The organism is Agreia bicolorata, from assembly GCF_000938265.1.
In the GTDB taxonomy this organism is placed as follows: domain Bacteria; phylum Actinomycetota; class Actinomycetes; order Actinomycetales; family Microbacteriaceae; genus Agreia; species Agreia bicolorata.
On the sequence record NZ_JYFC01000002.1, the window covers coordinates 225,900 to 251,632 of the forward strand.

The window sequence follows — 25,733 nt, forward strand, 5'->3', positions numbered from 1 at the left end:
CCAGTCTGGCACTGCCCGCGCCGTCGCGGCGATCGAATCGGTAAAGATTTGATTCCGAATGTTATCACTCGGCGGCGTTGCTCCGCAGGGTCACTCGGCAGCGTCACTCCGCAACGTCACTCCGCAGCGACGGCGATCCAGCGGTTGCCGACCCTGCGGGTGAGCTCCGGCGCACTGAGCTCTGCCAACTCGCCCGCCAGGCCGAAGATGCCGAGCGCGATGCTGCGCGCATCCGGATCGTCGTCGCCGGTGAAACGGATGACGACGCGGGCCTCGCCGCGAACCACCGCGATGCTGGACGCCTCGACGATGGCGAGGGTGCGCGCGTCATCCGTCAGTTCGGGCAGCAGGCGGGCCGCAGCGACGCCTGGGCGGAGCACACCGATCGCGGCGGAGAAACGATACGAAGGCACGGGTGCGAGTATGCCACGGGGGTCGACGCCGAGCGCGGGAGTTCGCGCCGAGCGCGCGTGCGGGGCCAGCGCGCTGGGCGGGAACGCCCGCGCTCGACGGCGGCCGAACGCGCCTACAGGCGGTAGAAGACCGGGCTGCCCCAGAGGCTGTGGGCGTGCTCGACGTAGCGACCGAAGTCGGGAGAGTGGATCACGCCGCCAGCTCCGTCGTAGATGCCGATGTGCTCGCCCGGCCAGACGACGAGGTCGCCGGCCACTGCCTCGTCCTGAGTGATGCGTGTCGCGAGTGCCGCCTGGTGGTCGACGCCACGAGGCAGGGAGATGCCGAACTGGCCGTACACGTACTGGGTCAACCCATCGCATCCGAAGCTGTCGTTGGGGTCTGCGCCCCAGCCGTAGGGCACAACGCCCACGAACTGCTCGGCGTAGGCCACGACGGCCTCGCCGCTGTAGCCGCCCTGCGGCGGTGCGAACGTCTTGGGGCCCGAGGGCGTCGACGCCGTCTCGACCGCTTTGGCGGCTGCCGCGACAGCATCGGCGGCAGCCTGGGCTGCGGCAGCTTCGGCATCGCGCTGTGCCTGAAGCACGGATGCGTCGGTCGAGTTGTAGGAGTCGCGGGTTGCGGAGAGCGCCGCGACCTGAGCGTCAGCATTGACGTCGAGGGTCTGAGTGGCCGGCGCCGAGGTATCGACGAAGGTCTGCCCTGCGTTGACGGTGCTCGCCACCGGGTTGGTACCTGTCGGCATCATCGCGTAGGCGGGCAGGGCCGTGACGCTGGCCATGCCGGCTGCGACGATGAATACGCCAGCCCGAGCCAGGTTGCGGATACTGCGGCGTCGGAACGGCGAAGAGGCAGACGCTGGGCGGGCCCGCGATTGGCGAGTCGCCTCTGTGAGGGCAGCTCTCGTCGGAGCCTGAAAACTCGTGCGCTGCCCCTCGGGTAGGAGGGCAGCGGATCGTGCCGAGCGTCGTGCACTCATGCGTTAGTACCTCAAGGATCTGTAGAACGTCGGGCAGGTATTCGGGTTCCCCCCGTATGGATGCACCCACCCTGTCTCAGGTCGACGAGGCGACCGGCGGGGTGCTTTCCAACCCGGGCGACGGTACAGGGGCGTCCTGAGTACAACCTGGCAGAGGTGAGGTGTGCTCAGGTGGAGAGCGCGCTCAGCTCTCGAGCAGGCCCCGAATATCGTCTGCCGTCAGCGCCTGGCTGAACGCGGCCTCGTCGTCGAGTACCGCGTCGGTGAGCTCGGCTTTCTTGGCCTTGAGCGCCATGACTTTCTCTTCTATGGTGCCCTCGGCGACCAGCCGGTAGACCATCACGTTCTTGGTCTGTCCGATGCGATGGGTGCGGTCGATGGCCTGCGATTCGGATGCGGGGTTCCACCACGGGTCGAGCAGAAAGACGTAGTCGGCCTCCGTGAGGTTGAGGCCGAATCCGCCCGCCTTGAGGCCGATCAGAAAGACCGGGGCCTCGCCCTGCTTGAACCGGTCGATGATGTCTTTTCGCTTGCGCGACGACCCGTCGAGGTATTCGTAGGGAACCCCGAGCGCATCGAGCCGAGCCGCCGCTTTCTGCAGGAAGGTCGTGAACTGGCTGAACACGAGCGCGCGATGCCCCTCGGCCACCACGTCGTCGAGCTGCTCCATCAGCGAGTCGAGCTTCGACGACGGGATGTTCGCGTACTTCTCGTCGATGAGCGAGGCGTCGAGGCTGAGCATGCGCAGCAGGGTGATCGAGCGGAACACGATGAAGCGGTTCTTGTCGAGATCGTCGATGAGGCCCAGCAGCTTCTGTCGCTCGCGCTGCAGCACAACGTCGTAGAGCTTGCGGTGGCTCGGCGCGAGCTCGATCTGCAGCTCCTGCTCCTGCTTCTCGGGCAGTTCGGGCGCGACGAGCTGCTTGGTGCGTCTCATCATCAGGGGTCGGATGCGACGGCGCAGCCGCGCGATCAGCTGCGGGTTCTCGCCGCGATCGATGGGCCGAACGTAGTCTTCGGTGAACCGGCGTGACGACGGGAAGAGCCCGGGCGCGGTGATGGCGAAGAGAGACCACAGCTCGAGCAGGTTGTTCTCCATGGGGGTGCCCGTGATGGCCAGCTTGAACGGCGCGTTCAGGTCGCGGGCGCACTGGTGAATGCGCGACGTGTGGTTCTTGGCGAACTGCGCCTCATCGAGAATGAGCCCGGCCCAGTCGACGGCGTTGTAGGCCGAGAACTCGAGTCGGAATAGGGCGTACGACGTGACCACGATGTCGGCGTCGGCCGAGATCGCGGCCACCTTCTTCTTGCTCTTCGCCTCGGTGGCGCTGATGGACCGCACGACGAGGCGGGGCGTGAACCGCTGCGCCTCGGCGACCCAGTTCGACACCACCGAAGTTGGAGCGACCACGAGGAACGGCGCGCGCGTCTCGTCGGCTGCGATCGGCTGCTGCCGGGAGTGCGCGATGAGAGCGAGCGTCTGCAGCGTCTTGCCCAACCCCATGTCGTCGGCGAGGATGCCACCCAGCGAGTGTGCGTGCAGGAAGACGAGCCATGAGAAACCATCGACCTGGTAGGGCCGCAGCTCGGCCTTCACTGTCGACGGTACGGCGACCGTGTCGACCCCGTCGGCCGAGTTGAGCCCCGACACAGCGGCGCGCCAGCTTGTGGCCTCGACGGTCTCTTCGGCCAAGTCTTCGAAGTCGGCCCAGAGGCTGGCCTGATACCGGCTGATGCGCGGGGTGTCGGTCTCCCACTCGGCGATGCTGCGCGCCTCTTCAATGAGTTCGAGCAGTCTCTCGAACACCGGCTGCTGAAGAGAGAGATAGCTGTTGTCGACGAGCTTCAGCTTCTTCTTGCCCTTCGACAGGGCGGTGAACAGCGGGCCGAAGGGAATGGTTCGCCCCTCGACCGTGACCATGATGCCGAGATCGAACCAGTCGCGTTTGTCGGTCTCGACAGTGGTGACCGTGAGCTCGGGCACCTCGGTGAGCTCGACGTAGTCGGGGCGCGTGCCCACGGTCTCGACCACCACGTCGTCGCGGCCGTCGATCTGGTCGAGCACCTCGACCACGAATTGTGCCGCGTCGACGCCGTCGAACACGTTGCGGCTCGCGAACGCGACGCTCGGGTCTGCCCCGCCCCACCCGCGCGCCGTGAGGGTGTGCGAGAGCAGAGAGAGGATGCGACCTTCGTCTGTCTCGTCGCGCAGGGCACTGTCGGCGGCGGTCGCGTGCAGGGGAAGAACCTGCGACCCCCCGTAGCGCCAGCCCCACGAAATGCGCAGGCGACCCTTCGGCTCGAACGTGGCCGTGAGCACGAGCGTGGCCTTCGCCTGCTCGGGCAGGGTGACGGACTCGTCGGCGCTCGTGATCGGCAGGAGTCGGCGCAGGCGCGGGTAGTAGTCGTCGAAGAACTCGGCCTTCTCGCTGCGGGGCACCTGAATCGTGTGCAACGGGGTTTCGAATACGAGCCGGCGCTGCTCGTCGGTCAGCGGTGCGTCGAGGGGCGCAAGAGTTGCGGTGAATCTCGGGCTCAGCGCGTAGGAATAGAGCCCGTGGGCGCCGATCGGCCCGATCGAATCGACCTCGATCTCGGTGTCGTCGAAGGCGACCGTGCTGGCCAACGCGAGGCCGCCCGATTCGTCGGCCGACGCATCCAGGCCCACGCTCGCTCGCCGAGCGACCGCGACCGTCGCGTCTTTCTTGACGCCCACCAGTGCGATGCCGATGCGCGCCGCTTCGTCGAGCAGATGCCAGAGAAGCGGGCTTGCGAACTCGTCGAGGTAGATCCAATCGAGGTCTTGCCCCGTGTAGGTGGCGCGGCTCGCTCGCTGCACGGCCGCGAACTCGGCGAACCAGCGGTGCTGCTCGGCGTCGAGATTCATGCGGTTGGCCTGGTGCACGACGGTGCCCCAGGTGAGGTTGTTGCGCACCCAGGCGCCGGTGGATGCGCTGCGCACCACGGGCCGCACGCCGAGCCGGCGGGTTGCGGCCACGGCGGGAGACGAGCGCGGCGACGCCGACGTGGAGGTGGGGCCGCGCCAGCGGTCATGCGTGCGGGCGGCCCGCTCGCGCAGTTCGAACTGCAGCGCCATCGGCACGGATCCGGCCGTCTCTGTCTCTGCTGCGGCACGGTTGTCGGCGATGCCGACGGCGGTGCCGAGCAGGCTTTTCCAGTCGGTGGCGCCGGATGCCTCTGGCTGGGCAGGCGACGACACCAGCGGTTTCATGGCGCGCGCGTTGGTGTCGATGAGCGCGGCGGCGACATGTTTGCAGTCGATGCCGACGGGGCAGTCGCACATGCTGAAGATCGGACGGAAACCGCGACCTGTCGTGCCGAGGGTGACCGAGCAGGCGTAGGGATCGGGTGCCCCACCCTGCACGAGGGCGCTGATCACCCGGGTCGCGGGGTTCCACGCGACGTCGACGACGGCGCCCTGCCGAAAATAGGCCTGCCCGCGCTCGAAGGCTCCTCGGCCGACGAGTCGGCTGATCTCCGTCGCATCGACGAGCGGAAAGATCGACTCGGGCATGCATCCATGCTCCCACGCACCCCCGACATCCGATCGGCCGGGAATACCCTGGCGCATCCGGAGCGTTAGGAGTAAAGTTGAGCCAGCAGGACTCAAGTTTTATGAGGGCGCCTCACCGGATTCGCCCCACGAGGAGAAAAAGGACAGGCACATGCAAGCAGGGCAGGCCCCCGCTCAGGAGGACGCGAAGAGCGCCCTCGAGCTGTATGGCGTCAACCTCACCGAGATCGCCGCGAGCGGCAAACTCGACCCGGTGATCGGGCGCGACGCCGAGATTCGACGAGTCAGTCAGGTGCTGACGCGTCGCACCAAGAACAACCCCGTGCTCATCGGCGAGCCCGGCGTCGGCAAGACCGCCGTCGTCGAAGGGCTCGCTCAGCGCATCGTCGCGGGCGACGTTGCCGACTCGCTGAAGGGCAAGCAGCTCATCTCGCTCGACCTGGCGGCCCTGGTGGCCGGCGCGAAGTATCGCGGCGAGTTCGAGGAGCGTCTGAAAGCTGTGCTCAAGGAGATCAACGACGCCGACGGCCAGATCATCACCTTCATCGATGAGCTGCACACCCTGATGGGTGCCGGCGCCGGCGAAGGCAGCGTTGCGGCATCCAACATGCTCAAACCCATGCTCGCGCGGGGTGAGCTGCGCATGATCGGCGCCACGACGCTCGACGAATACCGCGAATACATCGAGAAAGACAAGGCGATGGAGCGCCGCTTCCAGCAGGTGCTGGTCGGCGAGCCCAGTGTCGAAGACACCATCGCGATTCTGCGCGGGCTCAAGGAGCGCTACGAGGCGCACCACAAGGTGGCGATCGCCGACGCCGCACTCGTCGCGGCCGCAGCGCTGTCGAATCGCTACATCCCCGGCCGGCAGCTGCCCGACAAGGCCATCGACCTGATCGATGAGGCCGCGTCGCGGCTGCGCATGGAGATCGACTCGGCCCCTGTCGAGATCGACGAGCTGCGCCGCAGTGTCGACCGTCTGAAGCTCGAAGAGCTCGCACTCAAGAAGGAGAAAGACGAGGCCTCGAAGGAGCGCCTCGAGAAGCTGCGCGACGATCTCAAGACTCGTGGCGCCATGCTGAAAGAGCTGCAAGACCGGTGGGAGAAGGAGCGCGCGAGCCTCAACCGCGTCGGCGAGCTGAAGGAGAAGCTCGACGCCGCGCGCATGAAGGCCGAGCGCGCCCAGCGCGAGGGCAAGCTCGAGCAGGCATCGAAGCTGCTGTATGCCGAGATCCCCGTTATTGAGCGGCAGCTGGCCGAGGCTGAGGCTGTCGAACAAGAGGGGCCGATGATGGTCAACGATCAGGTGACCAGCGACGACATCGCGTCGGTGATCGCCGCCTGGACCGGCATCCCAGTCGATCGCCTCACCCAGGGGCAGACCGAGCGTCTGCTCGCCCTCGAGGCCGAGCTCGGCAAGCGCCTCATCGGCCAGAAGCGTGCCGTCGTGGCCGTGTCGGAGTCGATCCGGCGCTCGCGAGCCGGCATCGCCGACCCCGATCGCCCGACCGGTTCGTTTATGTTCCTCGGCCCGACCGGCGTCGGCAAGACCGAGCTTGCCAAGGCCCTCGCCGACTTTCTCTTCGATGACGAGAAGGCGCTCATTCGCATCGACATGTCGGAGTACGGAGAAAAGCACTCCGTGGCGCGTCTGCTCGGAGCCCCTCCCGGATACGTCGGCTACGAGCAGGGCGGCCAGCTCACCGAGGCCGTGCGTCGTCGGCCCTACTCCGTTGTGCTGCTCGACGAGGTCGAGAAGGCGCACCCCGAGGTCTTCGACGTGCTGCTGCAGGTACTCGACGACGGTCGGCTCACCGATGGGCAGGGTCGCACTGTCGACTTCCGCAACACCATCCTCATCCTCACCTCGAACCTGGGATCGCAGTACCTGGTCGATCAGAGCCTGAGTCTCGAGCAAAAAGAAGAGGCGGTGCAGGCGCTCGTTCGCCAGGCCTTCAAGCCCGAGTTCGTAAACAGGCTCGACGACATCGTGGTGTTCCAGGCGCTCACCCGCGAAGACCTCGCGCAGATCGTCTCGCTCTACGTCGACCGGTTGGCTCGCCGCATCAGCGACCGCCGACTCGATCTGGCCGTCACTCCGGATGCTCGTGCCTGGCTCGCCGAGAAGGGTTACGACCCGATCTACGGGGCTCGGCCGCTGCGCCGCCTTATGCAGCACGAGATCGACGACCGCCTGGCCACCGAGATCCTGCGCGGAACGGTGCGTGACGGAGACACGGTGCGAGTCGACCTCGATGACACGGGTGACGCGCTGACGGTGACCCCGGAGGGCAACAACGCGTAGCGCGGTCGAGTGAGCGTTGCCGGTGTGAATGTTGCCGGCGTGGATGTTGCTGGGAGCGACGGATGTTGCCGCCCGCCCGGCAACATTCGTCGCGGCCGGTAACATGCTTGCCGCTGCAACGGGGCTGCAACAGGAGAGGCCGGCTGCATGTGCTCTCGGCGATTGGCGGCGGCGTCGCCCTGCTAGGGTCGTTTTGCTACTTTCTGTAGCATTCTCCAAGCGAAGAGGCTCCATGCTGCGCGATTTCCGCCCCCGTGCCCGTTTTTCTCGTCGTCGGTTGGGAAGTGCGGTCGCCGTACTTGCCCTCGCCGGGGCGGCGCTCGGCCTCGGAGCGAGCGCTGCCGCCGCAGTGCCGGCTGATGGCGCGGCGCCAGTGGTCACATCGACGTCGACCCAGACCGCCGTGCTCGACACCAACAAGGTCTACAACAAGACCGGCAAGTACTTCTATCAAGACGGCGTGGTCGACCCCGCTCGCGACGTTCTCTATCTGGCCGACTCCACGGGCACAACGGCCGACCCGTTCGAGACCGCGCTCGTGCGCATCGATCTCGCCACCGGAGCGAGCACCGTGATTCCCTTGGGCGGGGGCTTCGCCGCATCCGACGTCGCCGTCTCGCCGCTCGACGGCACGGTGTACGTGGCTCACAACACAGCACCCGACGCCAGTGTCTCGGTGCTCGACCCCGCCGTCGCCTACACGGAGACATCCTTGCCACCGCAGATCCCGGTCGCGGACCACTCACAGCGTCTCGAGGCTGCGAGCGACGGTCGCATCTTCGTTGTGGGTTCGGACGCCGACGTCATCTCGGTGATCGGAGCATCGACCGGCCCCGACCGCATGAACATTGTGCAGACCATCGCCGGCGTCGAGACAAGTGCGTCCGTCACTGCGATGGACTCTGTGCACCAGCGCCTCTATGTTGCAAGCGAGAACGGCAAGACCGTCACGGTCATCGACGCTGCGGCGAGCTCGGCTTCGGTGCTGGGTGTCATCGCGCTGGAGAAGACTCCGGTCGGTGTGACCTGGGACGCGGTCGATGACCAGCTCGCACTGACCTTCGACGACAACACCATCTCCTGGCTTACTCCCGCCGACGACTTCTCCTCGGCCGTGGTCACCCGCACCGAGACGCTTGCGCCGCTGCCCGACGGTGCCGACCCCGTCGTCTCCCAGCCGCGGGCACTGTCGGTGCGTGCAGACGGCACCGCCATGGTGCTCACCGAGGTCTGGCCCACAGGGGCCGGGCCCGAGAACATCAAGTCGTTCGTGTCGGTCGTTCCGCCCGTGGTGGATGCCGCGACCCCGGTTGTTTCGTTGACCGTCGGCCGCGACGGGTTCGCTCTTGTGCCCGATCCTCGGGTGGGCGGATCGGTCTACGTGACCAACATCGGTGAGGGAACGGTCTCGACCATCGGCGATGTCACGCTGACCGGATACGCCAGCAGTCACGTGGTCGGCACGGATGGCGCGGCGACGGCGAGCCTGGTGCGCGCCGACGGATTTCCGCTGGCCTCGACGCTGAACTTCACCGACGCATCCGGCGCCGTGTTCTCGGCACAGACCGGCGCCGACGGATTCGCCCGGGCGGCAGTTCCCGGGTTGGCCCCGGGCGACGCGGCGTTCGACGTGACCGTCGTCGCGCCCGCCACCGTGACGCTCGCAGGGAAGAGCACGGTCACCACCGTCGCTGCGGCAGTCACGCCGGGCGGTCCGACGGTGTCGACTCCTTCGGACGCAGCGGGGCAGAAGCCCTCGAGCACCTTGGCGGCGACCGGCTTCCCGGCAGGTACGGCCGCGGCCGGAGTGCTTGCGCTGCTCGGACTCGGAGCGGCTGGCCTGCTGGCATCGCGACGGGCGCGCGTGCGCGCCTGACCTCGTCGATCGTTTCCTGCGCGTTAAAAAGAGGGCCACCGGTCAATGTGTGGCCCCCTTTCGGGGCTAGGCTCTTTTTCTGCGAGTCAACAGACGTCGACCGAAACGAGGCATTCCATGACGAAGTCAGAGCCACCCGTGAACCCGTCCGACAAGATCACGCCGAGAGACAGGCGCATCGCCGCCGCTCGCAATCGGGAGAACCTCGGCGACGAGGTCTCGAGTGTGCAGGACTTCTCGCACGAGCAGGAGGGTTACCACAAGACTCTCAAGCCTCGGCAACTGCAGATGATCGCCATCGGTGGCGCCATCGGAACGGGGCTGTTCCTCGGCGCCGGCGGGCGGCTTGCCTCGGCCGGGCCGTCGCTCGTGATCGTCTACGCGATCTGCGGCTTTTTCGCCTTCCTCATCCTGCGGGCCCTCGGGGAGCTGGTGCTGCACCGGCCGTCATCCGGCTCGTTCATCTCCTACGCGCGCGAGTTCTTCGGCGAGAAGATGGCGTTCGTCGCAGGGTGGATGTACTTCCTCAACTGGGCCATGACGGCCATCGTCGACGTCACCGCTGTGGCGCTGTACGTGAAGTTCTGGTCGGCGTTCACCGACGTGCCGCAGTGGCTGCTCGCGCTCATCGCCCTCGCGATCGTGCTGAGCCTGAACCTCGTGTCGGTGAAGGTCTTCGGTGAGATGGAGTTCTGGTTCGCGATCATCAAGGTCGTCGCGCTGGTGGCGTTCCTGATCATCGGTGCGATCTTCCTCGCCTTCTCCTTTCCAACGGATGTCGGAAACGGCGAAACAGGCATCTCGCTTCTCGTAGACAACGGCGGATTCTTTCCCGCTGGGCTCCTGCCGACTGTTCTAGTGATCCAGGGCGTCGTCTTCGCATACGCGGCCATCGAACTCGTCGGAACCGCCGCCGGCGAGACCGCCGACCCGAAGAAGATCATGCCGCGCGCGGTCAACACCGTCGTGATTCGCATCGCCGTCTTCTATGTGGGATCGGTGCTGCTGCTGTCGCTCCTGCTGCCCTACACCGCGTACAAGGCGGGCGAGAGCCCCTTTGTCACGTTCTTCTCGAGCATTGGCAGTCCGGAAGTCGGGGCCATCGCCGGAAACATCATGAACTTCGTCGTTCTCACGGCCGCCCTCTCGAGTCTGAACGCCGGGCTCTACTCGACCGGTCGCATCCTGCGTTCGATGTCTGAAGCCGGGGCGGCGCCCAGATTCACCGGGCGCATGAACAAGCAGGGCGTGCCGTACGGCGGAATTCTGCTGACCGCGGCCATCACTCTGCTCGGGGTAGGACTCAACGCGATCGTTCCCGAGCAGGCGTTCGAGATCGTGCTCAATGTGTCAGCGCTCGGAATCATCAGTGGCTGGGGCACGATCATCCTCTGCCAGATGCGCCTGCAGAAGTGGGCGAAAGAGGGCAAGCTCGAGCGACCGGCGTTCAGGCTGTTCGGTGCGCCGTTCACGTCGTGGCTCACGCTCGCGTTCCTCGCGACGGTGCTCGTGCTGATGGCCATCGACTTTCCGGTGGGAACGATCACGATCTCGTCGCTCGTGGTAATCATTCCGCTGCTGATCATCGGCTGGTACGCGAGCCGCGATCGCATCAAAGCGATCGCCGCCGCGCGCGAGGGCTACACCGGGCCGTTCCCCGTGGTGGCGGAACGGCCCGGCGACGGGCGCGGCACGAAGTAGTAGTCGTCGTCCCCTGAGCTTGTCGAAGGGCCCCTTCGACAAGCTCAGGGAACGGGGGTGCTACTCGTTGACGAGAACGATCTCGTCGAGGGGGAAGCGCTCGCGCGGAGCCTTCTCGCGGGCGATGGCGCCCTCTTCGCCGAGCGCCTCGGGGGCGTCTATCGTGCCGAGCGCGGTGACGGTGAGCGGGGTGAGGTTCTCGGGAATCGAGAACGCGTCGCGCAGCCCCTCGGCGATGATGCCGCTCATCTGGTGAACGTGCAGGCCCTCGTGGTGGGCCTGGATCGACATGTGGGCCACGGCCTGGCCGAGGTCGTAGGCCGCCATGCCGCGCGGCTTGCCGTCGAGGTCGGTGGTCTCCGCGATGTTCACGATGAGCGCGGCGGCGTTCGGGGTCCAGGCCTGGTTGAAGCCCATGAGGTTCGACACGATCTTGTCGAAGGCCTCGGATCCGCGGCGGGCCACGATGAAGCGCCACGGCTGCGTGTTGGCCGCCGATGGCGACCACCTGCCGGCCTCGAGAACGGATGCGAGTGCCTGCTCGTCGATCGCGACGGTCGGGTCGTAGGAGCGCGGACTCCAACGAGCAGCGAGCACCTCGAGAATCGGAGCGCTGGTCTCGTCGGCGCGGGTCACGGCGGTGGTCGTGGTGAGGGTCATAACGGTTCTTCCTTACGGTGTGCTTCGTCGCATCCCCTTGGGCGGTGGATGCATGGCCAGGCATCCATTGCCTAGCTATGCAAACGCATAGAAGACGGGGGTATTCCCGGGTCGGAGGAACTTCTCATGGTTCCCCAAGATGGCGGCCGCACTTGGCGTCGAGGGAGCGCGACCCGTCGCGAGAACGTTTCGGTTCCTGACGAAGGGATCCGGCCATAGCGTTGAGCCATGACGACACACAATTACGCGAGCACACTCCGGTGGGCGGGTCGAACGCTGGATTACGACAGCTACAGCCGCGAGCACGACATAACCATGAGTGGCACCGCCGTCACCACAAGTGCCGACTCGGCATTTCGTGGTGACGCGGCTCTGCCGAATCCGGAGCAGTTCGTGGTCGCGGCCGCCAGCTCGTGCCAGCTCCTGTCGTTCCTCGCTGTCGCTGCCCTCGGCGGGGTCGAGGTGCTCGAATACGAGGACGCGGCCGAGGGGGTCATGCCCGACGATGAGCGCCCCATGCGTCTGACGAGCATCGTGCTTCGCCCCAGAATCATCGTGCGAGGCGCGACGATCGAGCGGGTTGAGAGGCTTCTGCACAAGGCTCATCAGCAGTGCTATATCGCGAATAGCCTCATCACAGACGTGACGATCGAACCGACCATCGAGGTGCGGTGATGTTCGACATCGAAGTTCTAACGCCAGACGGCGCGAGCTCTCTGGCCCGGATCGGACGATCTCTCGGTGAGGCGGGTGTCGGTCTCGAGGGTGGGGGGATGTGGTCGGGCGTGGCGCACTATCTCGTGGCCGACGCAGACTTGGCGGTGCGAGCGCTCACCGAGGCGGGAATTGGACCCGTCGTCGTTCGAGAAGTGGTCGTCGCAGAGCTCGACGCTGACGTGCCGGGCGCCCTGGGGCGCATGATGAACACGCTCGTCGAAGCCGGAGTCATTCTTCTCGGGCAGTACAGCGATCACGACAACCGCAAGGTCCTCATCGTCGGCGATGCTGAGGCCGCGCGTGACGCGTTGCTAGCGGCCCTCCCCGCATGAACGGCGAGCCGGACATTGCGGTTCCTGCCCGAGCGTTGGGCGACCCCGCGCGCGGTCGAATCGTTACCGCCTTGCTTGGAGGCCGGTCGATTCCGGCAGGGGACCTTGCTCGTGCGGCGGGTGTGTCCGCATCCACGACCAGCGAGCATCTTCGGGTTCTTCTCGGCGCAGGAATCGTTGCGGTAGACCATCGCGGACGTAACCGCTTCTTTCGGCTTGCGAACAGTGACGTCTCGCTCGCGATCGAAGCTCTGCAGGCGATCGCGCCACGAAGCGAGATACGTTCGCTGCGGCAGCATCGCGTCTCGCAGGAACTTCGTTCGGGGCGGAGCTGCTACGACCACCTCGCCGGTGACCTCGGGCTGCGTGTCACGGATCTGCTGCGGCATTCCGCAACGCTGGCTGACCTGCAGATCGGCGCCAACTCGATACCGCCTGATCCGTTCCCCGCCGGTCCGGTGGCAGCAGCCTTCCACCTTCAGCGCCCAGAGGGCCGCCGCCCCTGGGCGCGAGGGTGCCTGGACTGGACCGGCAGACGCGCTCACATCGCCGGTCAGCTTGGCGCGCAGGTACTCAGTGCGATGGATGCCCAGGGCTGGGTCTCCCGGCGGCCAGACAGCAGGGCCGTTCGTCTCACAGACCTCGGCGCTGCGCGCCTCGAGGAACTCGAATCGACCGTTGGTGTGTCTCTACAGACTCGCGTGTAACGAGTCGCACTCGTTGAGGCTGCCGGAGCACGGCTAGCTCGCCTTAGCACGATCGCGGTGTCGACGGACAGCTGCTCTATTGGCGCATTCCGTGGAGCAGAAACGTTGCGTCCCGGGGCGGCTGATGTCAACGAAGATCCGTTCGCAGGCAGGCAGGCAGGCTCGGCGCAGCGCCCCAGCCTCGTCGCCCCTCGGGAGACGAAGTGCATGGCGGTACCCACGAGGATCATCGCTTCGAGCGACTGCCACAGGGAAACCCCGTCTTCTCGGTAGTGCAGGTGGAGCGGCTGGTCGTTGTGCATCGTCAGGGTTGGGGCGCCGACGACTGACTGATCGAGGAGATGGTTCAGCATTGCCACCCTGGCTGACACATCCGATTCGTCGGCGAGTTGTTGCCAGGCGGCGAGCCGATCGTTGAGCTGCACAACGTCTGAGTAGGTCGCTGGTTGCTCGACAACAACTCCGGCGGCGCGGCAGACGAGTTCGAGCCCGGCAGGGGTCTCTACCGGATTGTTCACAAGGTTCGCGGCTAGGAGGACTGGGCCCTGGCCGCGAGAGTCGACATGCATGAGGTCATCCCATCATCCTCGGCGCCAAAATGGCCGCTTGTGGACGCGAAGATCGCGGCGCGTCGACTGCTGACGCGCGCCGCAGGGGCAGGAGAACGACTGCACGACGGCGTCGCCCACCCGCTCTTCATGATCCAGGGCGAAAAAGTGGGACCGGTAGTTGTTTGCTGCGCAGAGAGCCATTCCGCAATCGTGACGCCATGGTCTTGCACCGGTAAACCCTTACATTAAGGCGCGGGCAGATGAGGGGCGACCCCCTTCGACAGACTCAGGGAGCGGTGCCCTTCTTGCGGGTCAGCGCTCGGCGAGCAACTCCCGCAGTCGCGCCGCGAACGCGTCGACATCGGCCTCTGTGGTGTCGAAGGCGCACATCCAGCGCACCTCGCCCGTCGACGGATCCCAGTCGTAGAAACGGAAGCTCTCGCGCAACCGGTCTGCGACCTCTGGAGCCACGATCGCGAAGACGGCGTTCGATTGCGTCGGCTGAGTGATCGTCACGCCATCCAGCCCCTCGACGGCCTGCCGCAGTCGCTGAGCCATCGCGTTGGCCTGCGAGGCGGAGCGCATCCAGAGCCCGTCGCTGAGAAGCGCGATGAGTTGCGCCGAGACGAAGCGCATCTTGCTCGAGAGCTGCATGTTGAGCTTGCGCAGGTACATGAGGCCCTCGGAGCGTTCCGGGTTGAGCACCACGACCGCCTCGCCGAACATAAGTCCGTTCTTCGTTCCGCCGAACGAGAGTACGTCGACTCCGGCGTCGGAGGTGAATGCCCGGAGCGGCACGCCGAGGGAGGCTGCGGCGTTGGAGATGCGCGCGCCGTCCATGTGCAGGGTCATGCCGCGGGCATGCACGTGATCGGCGATGGCGCGCACCTCGACGGGCGTATAGGCGGTGCCCAGCTCGGTGGTCTGCGTGATCGACACGGCCAGCGGCTGCGCGCGGTGCTCGTCGCCCCAGCCCCAGGCCTCGCGGTCGATGAGTTCGGGCGTGAGCTTGCCATCCGGTGTCGGCACGGTGAGCAGCTTCAAGCCCGCGACCCGCTCGGGCGCCGCGTTCTCGTCGGTGTGGATGTGGGCGGTCTGCGTGCAGATCACCGCACCCCAGCGGGGCAGCATCGACTGCAGGCTCAGAACGTTCGCGCCGGTGCCGTTGAACACGGGGAACGCCTCGACGCCGTCGCCGAAGTGCTCGGCCATCACCTGCTGCAGACGGGCCGTGTAGAGGTCTTCTCCGTAGGCGATCTGGTGGCCGCCGTTGGCTGCAGCGACGGCCGCAAGCACCTCGGGGTGCACACCGGCGTAGTTGTCGGAGGCGAACCCGCGGTAGTCGGTGTCGTGCAGGTGCAGGGGAGAGGCGGTGTCAGTCGAAGGGGTCACGACTCCAGTCTCGCGTACGCGCCGCGCACGGGCGTTGCGTTCGGCGCGTCTTTGTTGCTAGCGCTGTAACGCAGGTAATTTCGAGCGGCGGCGGACGAAAACCTCACTCCCGGTCGATATCTCCTGAATTGCAGCCGTGCCGTGCTGCCACTGCGAGCGGCGGCGGCGATCAGTGATCCCCGGTGCGGGGCCGCAGCCGCGTCTCTTCGACATCGAGCATGCCCTGGGCCTGCGCGAGAATTCGTGACGGATAAGCGCCCCGACGGCGGGCATCCAGAAGTCTTTCGCGCTCGGCGAGCACTACGGCGAGCCGCAGCTGGCGGTACACGCGGTGGGGCGTTTCGTCCGTGCTCGTTGAGGCGGGCGATGCCTCGTGCGAGCGTTCCCACGCGGCCTCGGCCCTGAGGAACGACGACTGGCGCACCCGCTCGACGACGTCGGGATCGACCTCGTTCGTGCCGTCGATGGCGGCCGCGGGGTCGTCGAGCACGGCGAGGCCGGCGAAGCTGATCTCGTCGAGCAGGGTGGCGAGCTCGCGCCGGTCTTCGGCCTCATCGACGCCCTGGATTCCGAGCAGTCGGATCAGCCAGGGCAGAGTGCCACCCTGCACGATCAGGGTCACGACCGCGACAGTGAACGCGATGAGAATGAGCTGCGAGCGATAAGGGATGTCATGGGGCAGCGACTGCGCCGCGGCCAGCGTGACGACGCCGCGCATTCCCGACCAGCTCAGAACGATTCCGCCGCGCCAGTCGATGCTCTCTCGCCGCAGTTGCTCGAGGTCGGAGCGTCGGCGCTCGTAGAGCCGCTCCTCGCGCAGGCGGCGCCGCGCTGTCCACATGCCTCGGTGTGGAGTCTTTCGATAGTGGTAGAGGGCGAGCAGATTCTTGTAGGTGAGCTTCTCGGCGTGCTCCGCTCGCCTCTTCAGCATGTAGACCAGTGGGCCGATCCAGAGGAACCGCACCAGGGTCAACGCTACGACGGCAACGAGTCCGATTCCGACGGCGTCCCCCACGCTCAAGATCTCGGGGTGATCCACATCGTTGATCAGCGTGCGGATCTCGAGACCGATCAGCAGGAACACACCGTTCTCGAGCAAAAACTGGATGGTGCGCCAGTTGATGCGATCGCTGATCCGTGCCTGCGCCGAGAACGCCGACGGCGCATGATGCCCGGTGTAAAGGCCGGCCACGACCACCGCGAGAACACCGGATGCGCCGAGCGCCTGGGTGGGCAGGAACGCCAGGAACGGCACGGCGATGGAGATCGCGGTGTCGAGAACGGGGTCGTCGAGCTTGGTGCGCACGAACACCGAGATGAGGCCGGCGAGCAGCCCGATCACGATGGCGACGAAGACGGCGAAAAGAAAGTCGCCCACGGTCTCCCACGGCGAGAGCAGGCCGCCCGCGGCAGCGGCGGTGGCTGAGCGCAGCAGCACCAGGGCGGTGGCGTCGTTCACGAGGCCCTCACCCTCGAGCACGGTCAGGATGCGCGGCGGCAACCCGAGACGGCGGCCGATGGATGTCGCTGCGACCGCGTCGGGTGGGCTGATGATGGCGCCCAGTGCGATGGCCGCGGCGAGATTGAGATCGGGCAGCATCGTGAACAGCAGGAAGCCGGTGCCGAACGCGGTGACGATCACCAGCACGACCGAGAGGCTTGTGATGGTGCTGAAGTTTCGCCTGAAGTCGACCACGGGAACGCTGATGGCCGCCGCGTAGAGAATCGGCGGCAGCACCACGTCGAGCACGAGCTCGCCTTCGATCTGCAGTTCGGGGAAGCCGGGAAGGAACGAGATTCCGACGCCGACGATCACAAGAATGATTGGCGCGGCGACGCCGAGGCGTTTCGAGAAGTACGCGACCGCGACGATGACCGCGATGCCGAATACTGCGTAGACGCCGAGTTCCATGGTCACTACAGGGTACTGGGACTATGTTCCGGCCACATTTCGTGCGGCCGTTCGTCGAGCCTGTTGAGGCGTCCCGGAGCAAACTACATGCCTTAGCTATATAGTTGATCAGTGCCAACTTCTACTTCACCTCAGACAGGATCCATTCTCAAACAGCCCCTCGCCGTATGGGCGGTGGCGTTCGCCAGCGTGATCGCGTTCATGGGTATCGGGCTCGTCGACCCGATTCTGCCCGCCATCGCGAAGAGTCTGAAGGCCAGCCCGACCGAGACATCGTTGCTGTTCACGAGCTACCTCGTCGTTACCGGACTCGCCATGCTCATCACGAGCTGGATCTCGAGCCGCATCGGCGCCAAGAAGACGCTGCTGATCGGGCTCGCCCTGATCGTCGTGTTCGCCGCGCTCGCGGGCGTGGCTGGCAGCGTCGAGGGCGTCATCGGCTTCCGCGCCGGATGGGGGCTCGGCAACGCGCTCTTCATCTCGACCGCCCTGTCGACGATCGTCGGCGCGGCCAGCGGCGGAAGCGGTGCCGCGATCACTCTGTACGAGGCCGCGCTCGGCCTCGGCATCGCGGTCGGCCCCCTGCTCGGTGGAACGCTCGGCACGATCAGCTGGAGGGGCCCGTTCTTCGGCACCGCGGTGCTCATGGCCGTGGGATTCATCGCGATCGTCACTCTTCTGCGGGAGGACAAGACCGTGGTGCGCACCCCCACGAAGCTCTCGGCGCCGTTCACCGCCATGAAGGTGCCCGGCATCCGCTACCTCGCCGGAATCGCCCTGTTCTACAACATCGGCTTCTTTGTGCTGCTGGCGTACACGCCGTATCCGCTCGGTCTCGATGAGATGGGACTCGGCTACACCTTCTTCGCCTGGGGTCTCTCTGTGGCGTTCACCTCGGTGTTCGTCGCTCCCATGCTGACGAAGCGCATGAAACGCACGAGTGCGCTCAAGCTCGCGCTCACCATCCTCGCTCTCGACCTGATCGCGGGTGGCATCGTGATCGACTCGCAGGCCGGTCTCATCGCGTGCATCGTCGTTGGCGGCCTCATGCTCGGAATCGTGAACACGGTGCTGACCGAGAGCGTGATGGAGGCGAGCGACCTGCCCCGATCGGTGGCGTCGTCGTCGTACTCCGCGGTGCGCTTTCTCGGTGGAGCCTTCGCACCTCCCGGTGCCGCCGCCCTGGCCGCAGCGATCTCGCCGAGCGCGCCGATGTATGCCGGTGCGGCCTCTGTACTGGTAGCCGTGCTGATCGCGTTCCTCGGCCGCAAGGCGCTGCGCCGGGTCGACGCCGCCCACGAGGAGAGCCCGCTCGCCGAGGCCGAGGCGATCACGGTGGGCGAGTCGCTGTAGGGGTCTCGTTCGTTGAACCTGTCGGGACGTGCCCCTTCGACGGCTCCCTTCGACAGGCTCAGGGAACGGAAGCCCGAAACGCCCGTAGCCTGAGAGGGTGCCACGCCCCTTCCGCTCCGCCCCTCGTGAGCGCCTCTCCCGCGACGTCTACGTTCTCGGCCTCATCGCCTTCTTCGTGATGGTCGGCTTCGGCGTCGTCGTGCCCGTGCTGCCCGTATTCGTGCGCAGCTTCGGTGTGGGCTACGCGGAGGTCGGCGCCGTCGTCTCGGCCTTCGCCCTCATGCGCCTCGTCGCGAGCCCCTTCGTCGGCAAGCTCATCGACCTCATGGGCGAGCGAGTCGTGCTCGCCGTGGGAATCGGTATCGTCGCCGTCTCGAGCGGACTCGTGGGCATCGCCGCGGACTACCCGCACCTGCTCATCCTGCGCGGCGTCGGCGGAATCGGCTCGGCCATGTTCACGGTCGCCGCCATGACGCTACTGCTCGGCTCGACCAGCGCCGCGCATCGCGCCCGCGCCGTGGGCTTCTATCAGGGCGGCTTCCTCATCGGCGGAATGACAGGACCTGCGATCGGCGGCCTTCTCGCCACGATCTCGCTCACCGCCCCGTTCTTCTTCTACGCCGGCACTCTCGCCGTCGCCGGAATCGTCGGGCTCGTGCTTCTGCGACCCCGCGCGCAGCCCGCAGACAGGCAGGCCGCGGGCGCGCCGGATGCCGATGGTTCGGTCAATCCGCTGGTTCCCCTTCGCGACGTGCTGCGGGATGCGCGCTTCCGCGCCGCCTGCCTCGCGAACTTCGCGCAGGGCTGGAACTCCTTCGGAGTGCGCAGCGCACTGATCCCCGTGATCGTCGTCGAGGTGATCAAGGGGCCGAGCTCGTTCACGGGCATCGCGTTCGCCATCGCCGCCGTCGCCCAGACCCTGGCGCTCGGACCCGCGGCGCGCTTCATCGACCGCGCAGGGCGCAAGCCGGCTCTTGTGCTGTCGCTGGCCGCGGCGGCCGCGCTGACCGTGGCCATCTCGTTCACGGGCGACATCGTCACGCTCACGGTTCTTCTCAGCCTCTACGGGGTCGTCTCGGCGTTTCTCGGAATCGCCCCTGCGGCATCCGTTGGCGATGTCGTCGGCCGACGCGGCGGGCGAGGCATCGCCATCTTCTCGATGAGCTCCGACATCGGCGCCATCGTGGGGCCGCTCGCGGCGGGTGCCCTGGTCGACGCCTTCTCGTTCCCCGTCGCGTTCGGAGTGGGCGCCGTGTTCTTCCTTGCTGCGTCGCTCTACTCGCTCCGGATGCCTCGGGCGGTGTCGGCGGCTCCCGCTAGCGTGGGGACGAACGACGCGAGGGCCGACAACCGAGAGGGCTGAGAATCCATGTTCCTTCTCGACGGCACGGTGGTCTACTCGGCCAGCGACCTCACCGCCGCGGCCTCCTGCGAGTGGGCGCTGATGCGCAAGCTCGACGCCAAACTGGGCCGCATCGACGAGGTCGTCGAGGCCGAAGATGACATGCTGCAGCGCACGGCGACGCTGGGCGACCTGCACGAGCTCGCGACGCTCGAGCACCTGCGCGAGACGGGCGGCGTCGTCGAGATCGAGAGGCCTGCGATCGACCAGGTCGCGGTGGCCGCCGCCGAGACGCTCGAGGCGCTGCGCGGCGGGGCCGCCGTCGTTTTCCAGGGCGCTTTCTTCGACGGTCGGTTCCTCGGGTACTCCGACTTTCTCGTGCGTGACGGCGACGCGGGCGACGTGCCCGCATATTCGGTCTACGACACCAAGCTCGCGCGCAAGGCCAAGATCACGGCGCTGCTGCAGCTCGCCGCCTATGCCGACCAGTTGCAGCTGAACGGCATCCCCACCAGCGAGACCGTGCATCTCATCCTCGGCACGGGCAAGACGACCTCGCACCGGCTGCGCGACATTTTGCCCGTCTATCGCCGCCGGCGCGCGCGCCTGCAGCAGCTCGTCGACGACCGCGTGGCCGATTCCGAGGCCACGCAGTGGGGCGATCCGCGCTACACCGCATGCGGGCGCTGCGCCGCCTGCGCCGAGCAGGTTGAACGAACCCGCGACGTTCTGCAGGTGGCGGGCATGCGGCTCACGCAACGGGCGCGCCTGCGGGCCGCAGGCATCCAGAGCATCGACCAGCTCGCGGCGGCCGCGGGCCCCGTGCCCGGGCTCGCACAGGCCACGCTCGAATCGCTCGCCGGCCAGGCGCGTATGCAGATCGAGCCGCCTGCGCCGGGGCAGGCACTGAGCTGGCAGATCGCCGATCCTGCCCCGCTCGCGGCCATTCCGGCCCCCGATGCCGGCGACATCTTCTTCGACTTCGAGGGCGACCCCCTTTATCAGGAGGGCTCTGCGTGGGGCCTCGACTACCTCTTCGGTCTCGTCGAGCCCGACGAGACGTTCGTGGCCTTCTGGGCACACGACCTGGCCGAGGAGCGGCAGGCGCTCATCGACTTTCTCGACTACGTGGCCGAGCGCCGAGCAAGGCACCCGCTCATGCACATCTACCACTACGCCTCCTACGAGCGCACGCACCTGCTCACGCTCGCCGCCAGGCACGGTGTCGGAGAAGAGACCGTCGACGACCTGCTGCGGCAGAACGTGCTGGTCGATCTCTATCCCGTAGTGCGGCAGGGAATGCGCATCGGCACGCACAGCTACTCGCTCAAGAAGCTCGAGCCGCTCTACATGGGCGATGCCGAGCGGGCCGGGGTGGCCAACGCGGCAGACTCCATCACGGAATACGTGCGGTCGCGGGAGCTTCTGGCCGCGGGCGACGTGGTCGGGTCAGCCCGAGTGCAAGACGACATCGCCCGCTACAACACCTACGACTGCGTCAGCACACTGCGGCTGAGGGACTGGCTGCTCGAGCGGGCCGCGTCGGTGCCTCGGGACTCCCTGCCCGAGGCAGGCGGTCGGCTCGACTTCGACCTGCCCGTGCGCGAGCCCGACCCTGTCTACCTAGAGCTCGCGGCGCTGTCCGCGGCCGTGCCGCTTGCAGAACGCACGGCCGACGACACGGCGCTGGCGCTCGCATCCGCCGCCATCGACTATCACCGGCGCGAGCAGAAGTCGTTCTGGTGGCAGCACTTCTCGCGGCTCACCGGTCCGATCGACGAATGGGCCGACACCCGCGATGTGCTCGTCGTGACTGAGGCGGTCGTGCTTCGCGACTGGTTCCGCGAGGGCAGGCAGCGCAGCGACCGGCGCCGACTCGGCCTGCGTGGAATTCTCGCCCCGGGCAGCTCGCTGAAGCCCGGGCAGAATCCATTCATGCTCTACGACGCGCCCTATCCGCCCATCCTGCGGGGGCGCGAGCCCGGCGCCCGAACCGCCCACAGCCGGGTCACCGTGGTCGAGACGCTCGACGACGGCACGATCGTCGTCGACGAGGTGCTCGAGAAAGACGCGCCGCACTACGACGAGCTGCCCGTCGCCCTGACGCCCGGCACGCCTCCGCCGGCCGGAACCCAGGTCGAGGCCATCTCCGAATGGGGGCGGGCGATTCTCGACGCGCATCCCGATCCTCTCGCCGACCCGGCCTACGACGTTCTGCGCCGCCGACCGCCGCGCGCGACCCTCGCTCCCGTGGCCACCGACGCCGACGGTGTCGGCGACGTGGCCTCGGCGCTCGTTGCCTCGTTGCTCACGCTCGACCACTCGTACCTCGCGGTGCAGGGCCCTCCCGGAACGGGCAAGACGTACACGGGGTCGCACGTGATCGCCCGACTCGTGCACGAGCACGGGTGGAAGATCGGTGTCGTCGCTCAGTCGCACGCGGCCGTCGAGAACATGCTGCGCGCCGTCGTCGGGGCGGGCGTCGACCGCGCGCTGGTGGGCAAGAAGGCCTCCGCGGCAACGAGCGCCAACGATGACGAGCCCGCGTTCACGGTGCTCTCTCCCACGGCCTTCGCTGGCTTCACTGGGCGAGATGGCGGATACGTCGTCGGCGGAACCGCATGGGATTTCAGCAATGCGTCCCGCATCCCGAGACAGTCGCTCGACCTGCTCGTGGTCGACGAGGCGGGCCAGTTCTCGCTCGCGTCGACCATCGCGTCGGCGGTGTCGGCGAAACGGCTGTTGCTGCTCGGCGATCCGCAGCAGCTTCCTCAGGTGAGCCAGGGCACGCATCCCGAACCCGTCGATGAGTCGGCCATCGGCTGGCTCTCTGCGGGGCACGACGTTCTGCCGCCAGAGTTCGGATACTTCCTCGCCACGTCGTGGCGAATGCATCCCGCGGTCTGCGCGCCCGTGTCAGAACTCTCCTACGAGGGCCGGCTGGTGTCGCACGCGTCAGACCGACGGCTCGAGGCAGTCGAACCCGGGCTGCACCCCGTTGCGATCGAGCACGCCGAGCGGTCGACCTCGTCGCCCGAGGAGGCCGATGCCGTGGTCGACATCGTCGCCTCGGTTCTCGGGAGCACGTGGTGGTCTGGCGGAGTCGCTCGACCGCTCGACGAGCGCGACGTGATCGTGGTGGCGCCCTACAACGCGCAGGTCGAGTTGCTCAGGCTGCGACTCGCGCAGGCAGGGTATGCATCCATTCCCGTGGGAACCGTCGACAAGTTCCAGGGACGAGAGGCCGCGATCGCCATCGTGTCGCTCGCGGCCTCATCCGCAGACGACGTGCCTCGGGGTCTCGAGTTCCTACTCATGGCCAACAGGCTCAACGTCGCTATCTCCCGAGCGCAGTGGGCGGCCTACCTGGTCTACTCGCCGACCCTCACCGATGCCCTGCCGAGAACCGAGCAGACGCTCGCTCAGCTGAGCGCCTTCATCCGCCTGGTGTCGGGGGACTGACGCATCCGCGCCCGCACGACCGGTTGCGGATGCACCGAAAAGGCGCGGATGCGCGGCGCGGTGCTCCGTCAGCCCAGCGGGATGCGACTGTCGTTGAGTTCTGCCGCGTCGCCATGCCAGAGGCCGACCACGGCCTGGCCGAGCGCATCCACGTCGGTAAAACCGGCGAACGTCTTCTCGGGGTTGTCGCGACGCATGTCGCCGTCGACGAGGGCCACAACGGAGAATCGCACGGCAGCAGCTCGCTGAGGCACCGGGTCGGCCTTCTTTCCCGACTGCGCGCGGCGGAAGCCGTCTGCGACGGAGCGTACCCAGCTTTCTGCGGCCGCCTTGGCCGCGGTGTAGCTGGCGCCTCCGGCAGTCGGGCGCTCGACCGCGTTCGACGACACGATCGCCAGCCGGCCCGCCTCGCTCGCCACCAGCGAGTCGAAGAAGGCCCGCGAGGTGTTGCGCAGAGTAGTGAACCCCGCATCCATGGCCGCCCAGTCGTCGTCGCTCTGCGCCGTAATGCCGGCCGAGCCGCGCCATCCACCCACGAGATGGACGAGCCCGTCGACAGCTCCGAACTCCTGCGCGACGGAGCCGGCCAATTCGGTGACCGCGGTCAGCCTCGACAGGTCGCACACCCGGGTCGCAGCGCCCGCAACAGAGCGCTCGAAGGCGCTGAGCCTCTCGACGTTCGACCCGACGGCCACAACACGCGCACCCGCGCTGATGAGCGCACGCGCGGTGGCAACCCCCGACGAACTGGTAGCCCCGGCAACAACAACAACGCGCCCCTCAACGCTCATGACCTGCCCCTTCGATAGGTACCGCCGTGGACAGTATGCCCCGGCGTACCGGTACACACTGCCCGCAGCGGGCACTGCTAGCTCTGCGGAGACGACCCCGTGATGCCTTCGGTTGACAGGATCACGTCGCCGATCTTCTTCGAGAGAGCCTCGTAGAACATCGAGAGGGGGAACTCGTCGTCGAGGACGGCGTCGGTCAGGGCACGAGGGGGTCCGTCGAGAGGCAGGGCCTGCGGCCCGCGAGCCCACACGGATGCCGGGTTCGGTGTGACCGTCTCGGTGACCAGCTCGTAGGCGGCCAGCCAGTGCGCCACCTTGGGGCGGTCGATAGAGCGCCAGTAGAGATCGTCGATGCGCTGCCCGAGAGCAAGAACACTGTCGGCGACCTCAGGCCAGTCGATGGTGAGCTTCGTGTCGGTCCAGTGCAGCACGTGGTGCTGGTGCAGCCACGCGAACAGCAGCTGGCCGCCGAGCCCGTCGTAATTGCGCACGCGCGATCCCGTGAGCGCGAAGCGGAAGATGCGGTCGAACAGAACCGCGTACTGCACGAGCCGGGCGTGCTCGAGAAGGTGCGCATCGGCATCCGACAGCACCGAATCGCCCGCGGCGGCCAAGGCCTCAAGCCTGCGCTGGATGCGCACCGACTCGCGGAACGCGGTGAGGTCGCAGCGCAGCTCCTCGAGTGAGTACAGGAAGAACGGCATTCGCTGCTTGATCATGAACGGGTCGAAGGGCAGATCGCCGCGCATGTGGGTGCGGTCGTGGATGAGGTCCCACATCACGAAGGTGCGCTCGGCGAGCGCCTGGTCTGTCAGCAGGCGGGCGGCGTCTCCCGGCAGTTCGAGTCCTGTGGTGTCGGCCGCTGCGCGCACGACGGTGCGGAACCGTGCCGCCTCCCTGTCGGCGAAGATGGCGCCCCAGGTGAACGTCGGGATGCTGCGTGTCGCGACGGTCTCGGGGAACAGAACGGCCGAGTTGGTGTCGTAGCCGGGCGTGAAATCGACGAAGCGGATCGGCACGAACAAGGCGTTGGAGTAGTCGCCCGCCTCGAGCTCGGCCACGAACTCCGGCCAGATGACCTCGATGAGCACGGCCTCGACGAGCCGCGAGGCTGACCCGTTCTGCGTCGTCATCGGAAAGACGACGAGGTGCCGGATTCCGTTCTCGCGATGCCTCTCGGGGTGGAACAGCACCAACGAGTCGAGGAAGTCGGGAACGCCGAAGCCGTCGGCCACCCAGCGCGAGAAGTCACCGCGCAGAGCCTCGTGATACTCGGCATCGTGCGGGAACGCAGGCGACAGAGCCGCGATGGATGCCGAGATCACGGCGACGAGTTCGGCCGCCCGCCCGTGGTCTGCCGCGTCGAGCACCGACCCATCTTTGATCTGGAGGGCCTGGAGTTCGATGGCGGCGGCCTTCAGACCGGTCCAGGCGGCGGAGGATTCCGCCAGCGACGCGTCTTCGACAACCTCGGGTTCATCGCCGATCGCGGGAACGACGTACTGAGTGGTCGTTGTAGTGGGCATGGGGAACCTCCGATCCAAAGACAGTGCTCATCTAGCGCGATGTGCGCCGTGCTTCGAGGCTACGGTCGATCGGGCAGCGGTTTCGTGTTCGTGGCATCGATTTGCTGCAGCAGAACCGCGCTTTCGAGCACGAATCCTGCATGCAACGCAGGTCTCTCGCCGCTGTCGGTCAGACGCA

At 66.9% G+C, this 25,733-nt stretch carries 18 protein-coding genes; 9 read left to right on the forward strand and 9 right to left on the reverse strand.

Features of this window, described 5'->3' with window-relative positions:
• Positions 1–116 precede the first annotated feature (116 nt).
• The 3 genes from TZ00_RS04595 to TZ00_RS04605 form a co-directional block, all read right to left on the reverse strand.
• Positions 117–413 (reverse strand): hypothetical protein, encoded by a 297-nt coding sequence (locus TZ00_RS04595; protein WP_044439672.1) that lies wholly within the window; start codon positions 411–413, stop codon positions 117–119.
• Between the two features lie 113 nt (positions 414–526).
• Positions 527–1,393, reverse strand: coding sequence for a C40 family peptidase (locus tag TZ00_RS18675; RefSeq protein WP_084605920.1), 867 nt, complete (start codon positions 1,391–1,393; stop codon positions 527–529).
• A 184-nt stretch (positions 1,394–1,577) separates the two neighbouring features.
• The gene (locus tag TZ00_RS04605) at positions 1,578–4,928 is read right to left on the reverse strand and encodes a DEAD/DEAH box helicase (RefSeq protein ID WP_044439673.1); all 3,351 of its coding nucleotides are present in this window, start codon (positions 4,926–4,928) and stop codon (positions 1,578–1,580) included.
• Positions 4,929–5,079: 151 nt separating this feature from the next.
• Here TZ00_RS04605 and TZ00_RS04610 point away from each other — a divergent pair, with 151 nt between their 5' ends.
• From TZ00_RS04610 to TZ00_RS04620, 3 genes are all read left to right on the forward strand, one after another.
• The gene (locus TZ00_RS04610; RefSeq protein ID WP_084605921.1) at positions 5,080–7,233 is read left to right on the forward strand and encodes an ATP-dependent Clp protease ATP-binding subunit; all 2,154 of its coding nucleotides are present in this window, start codon (positions 5,080–5,082) and stop codon (positions 7,231–7,233) included.
• Positions 7,234–7,465: 232 nt separating this feature from the next.
• Positions 7,466–9,109: a YncE family protein gene (locus TZ00_RS04615; protein ID WP_152631083.1), complete on the forward strand. Its 1,644-nt coding sequence runs from the start codon at positions 7,466–7,468 to the stop codon at positions 9,107–9,109.
• Between the two features lie 117 nt (positions 9,110–9,226).
• Positions 9,227–10,810: an amino acid permease gene (locus tag TZ00_RS04620; RefSeq protein WP_078713696.1), complete on the forward strand. Its 1,584-nt coding sequence runs from the start codon at positions 9,227–9,229 to the stop codon at positions 10,808–10,810.
• 60 nt (positions 10,811–10,870) lie between these two features.
• Here the strand turns inward: TZ00_RS04620 and TZ00_RS04625 are convergent, their stop codons facing one another.
• On the reverse strand, positions 10,871–11,470 hold the full coding sequence (locus TZ00_RS04625) for a nitroreductase family protein (protein ID WP_044439675.1): 600 nt from the start codon (positions 11,468–11,470) through the stop codon (positions 10,871–10,873).
• A gap of 228 nt (positions 11,471–11,698) precedes the next feature.
• On the opposite strand from TZ00_RS04625, the gene TZ00_RS04630 reads away from it, so the two are divergent.
• Genes TZ00_RS04630 through TZ00_RS04640 form a run of 3 tightly spaced genes read left to right on the forward strand, consistent with a single transcriptional unit; the run spans position 11,699 to position 13,226 of the window.
• The gene (locus TZ00_RS04630; RefSeq protein ID WP_044439676.1) at positions 11,699–12,145 is read left to right on the forward strand and encodes an OsmC family protein; all 447 of its coding nucleotides are present in this window, start codon (positions 11,699–11,701) and stop codon (positions 12,143–12,145) included.
• Positions 12,145–12,519 carry a hypothetical protein gene (locus tag TZ00_RS04635; protein WP_044439677.1) on the forward strand — a complete coding sequence of 125 codons (375 nt, stop codon included), beginning with the start codon at positions 12,145–12,147 and terminating at the stop codon, positions 12,517–12,519. The genes TZ00_RS04630 and TZ00_RS04635 overlap by 1 nt, the downstream gene beginning before the upstream one ends.
• Entirely contained in the window at positions 12,516–13,226 is a 711-nt protein-coding gene (locus tag TZ00_RS04640) for an ArsR/SmtB family transcription factor (RefSeq protein ID WP_044439678.1), read from the forward strand. Before TZ00_RS04635 ends, TZ00_RS04640 begins: the two co-directional genes overlap by 4 nt.
• Before the next feature lie 33 nt (positions 13,227–13,259).
• On the opposite strand, the gene TZ00_RS20580 is transcribed toward TZ00_RS04640, so the two are convergent.
• From TZ00_RS20580 to TZ00_RS04650, 3 genes are all read right to left on the reverse strand, one after another.
• Positions 13,260–13,475 carry a CGNR zinc finger domain-containing protein gene (locus TZ00_RS20580; protein ID WP_161793727.1) on the reverse strand — a complete coding sequence of 72 codons (216 nt, stop codon included), beginning with the start codon at positions 13,473–13,475 and terminating at the stop codon, positions 13,260–13,262.
• A gap of 614 nt (positions 13,476–14,089) precedes the next feature.
• Positions 14,090–15,169: a threonine aldolase family protein gene (locus tag TZ00_RS04645; RefSeq protein WP_044439679.1), complete on the reverse strand. Its 1,080-nt coding sequence runs from the start codon at positions 15,167–15,169 to the stop codon at positions 14,090–14,092.
• Between the two features lie 169 nt (positions 15,170–15,338).
• Positions 15,339–17,081, reverse strand: coding sequence for a cation:proton antiporter (locus TZ00_RS04650; protein ID WP_044440297.1), 1,743 nt, complete (start codon positions 17,079–17,081; stop codon positions 15,339–15,341).
• Between the two features lie 111 nt (positions 17,082–17,192).
• Between TZ00_RS04650 and TZ00_RS04655 the strand changes: the two genes are divergently transcribed.
• The 3 genes from TZ00_RS04655 (at position 17,193) to TZ00_RS04665 (ending at position 23,238) form a co-directional block, all read left to right on the forward strand.
• A complete protein-coding gene (locus tag TZ00_RS04655; protein WP_044439680.1) occupies positions 17,193–18,434 on the forward strand; it encodes an MFS transporter in 1,242 nt (413 codons plus the stop codon).
• A 97-nt stretch (positions 18,435–18,531) separates the two neighbouring features.
• Complete coding sequence (locus TZ00_RS04660; RefSeq protein ID WP_044439681.1) at positions 18,532–19,797, forward strand: MFS transporter; 1,266 nt, start codon at positions 18,532–18,534, stop codon at positions 19,795–19,797.
• Positions 19,798–19,803: 6 nt separating this feature from the next.
• Positions 19,804–23,238, forward strand: coding sequence for a TM0106 family RecB-like putative nuclease (locus tag TZ00_RS04665; protein ID WP_044439682.1), 3,435 nt, complete (start codon positions 19,804–19,806; stop codon positions 23,236–23,238).
• 68 nt (positions 23,239–23,306) lie between these two features.
• Here the strand turns inward: TZ00_RS04665 and TZ00_RS04670 are convergent, their stop codons facing one another.
• Together TZ00_RS04670 and TZ00_RS04675 are read right to left on the reverse strand one after the other, a co-directional pair.
• Positions 23,307–24,029, reverse strand: a complete 723-nt coding sequence (locus TZ00_RS04670) for an SDR family oxidoreductase (protein ID WP_052521276.1) — start codon at positions 24,027–24,029, stop codon at positions 23,307–23,309.
• A 77-nt stretch (positions 24,030–24,106) separates the two neighbouring features.
• The gene (locus TZ00_RS04675) at positions 24,107–25,555 is read right to left on the reverse strand and encodes a DUF6421 family protein (RefSeq protein WP_044439683.1); all 1,449 of its coding nucleotides are present in this window, start codon (positions 25,553–25,555) and stop codon (positions 24,107–24,109) included.
• Positions 25,556–25,733: the final 178 nt, after the last annotated feature.

Excerpts from the sequence above, each read along its gene's own strand:
- TZ00_RS18675 (WP_084605920.1), bottom strand. The coding sequence starts at position 1,393 with ATGAGTGCACGACGCTCGGCACGATCCGCTGCCCTCCTACCCGAGGGG.
- TZ00_RS04605 (WP_044439673.1), bottom strand. The coding sequence starts at position 4,928 with ATGCCCGAGTCGATCTTTCCGCTCGTCGATGCGACGGAGATCAGCCGA.
- TZ00_RS04610 (WP_084605921.1), top strand. The coding sequence starts at position 5,080 with ATGCAAGCAGGGCAGGCCCCCGCTCAGGAGGACGCGAAGAGCGCCCTC.
- TZ00_RS04615 (WP_152631083.1), top strand. The coding sequence starts at position 7,466 with ATGCTGCGCGATTTCCGCCCCCGTGCCCGTTTTTCTCGTCGTCGGTTG.
- TZ00_RS04620 (WP_078713696.1), top strand. The coding sequence starts at position 9,227 with ATGACGAAGTCAGAGCCACCCGTGAACCCGTCCGACAAGATCACGCCG.
- TZ00_RS04625 (WP_044439675.1), bottom strand. The coding sequence starts at position 11,470 with ATGACCCTCACCACGACCACCGCCGTGACCCGCGCCGACGAGACCAGC.
- TZ00_RS04630 (WP_044439676.1), top strand. The coding sequence starts at position 11,699 with ATGACGACACACAATTACGCGAGCACACTCCGGTGGGCGGGTCGAACG.
- TZ00_RS04635 (WP_044439677.1), top strand. The coding sequence starts at position 12,145 with ATGTTCGACATCGAAGTTCTAACGCCAGACGGCGCGAGCTCTCTGGCC.
- TZ00_RS04640 (WP_044439678.1), top strand. The coding sequence starts at position 12,516 with ATGAACGGCGAGCCGGACATTGCGGTTCCTGCCCGAGCGTTGGGCGAC.
- TZ00_RS04650 (WP_044440297.1), bottom strand. The coding sequence starts at position 17,081 with ATGGAACTCGGCGTCTACGCAGTATTCGGCATCGCGGTCATCGTCGCG.
- TZ00_RS04665 (WP_044439682.1), top strand. The coding sequence starts at position 19,804 with ATGTTCCTTCTCGACGGCACGGTGGTCTACTCGGCCAGCGACCTCACC.
- TZ00_RS04670 (WP_052521276.1), bottom strand. The coding sequence starts at position 24,029 with ATGAGCGTTGAGGGGCGCGTTGTTGTTGTTGCCGGGGCTACCAGTTCG.
- TZ00_RS04675 (WP_044439683.1), bottom strand. The coding sequence starts at position 25,555 with ATGCCCACTACAACGACCACTCAGTACGTCGTTCCCGCGATCGGCGAT.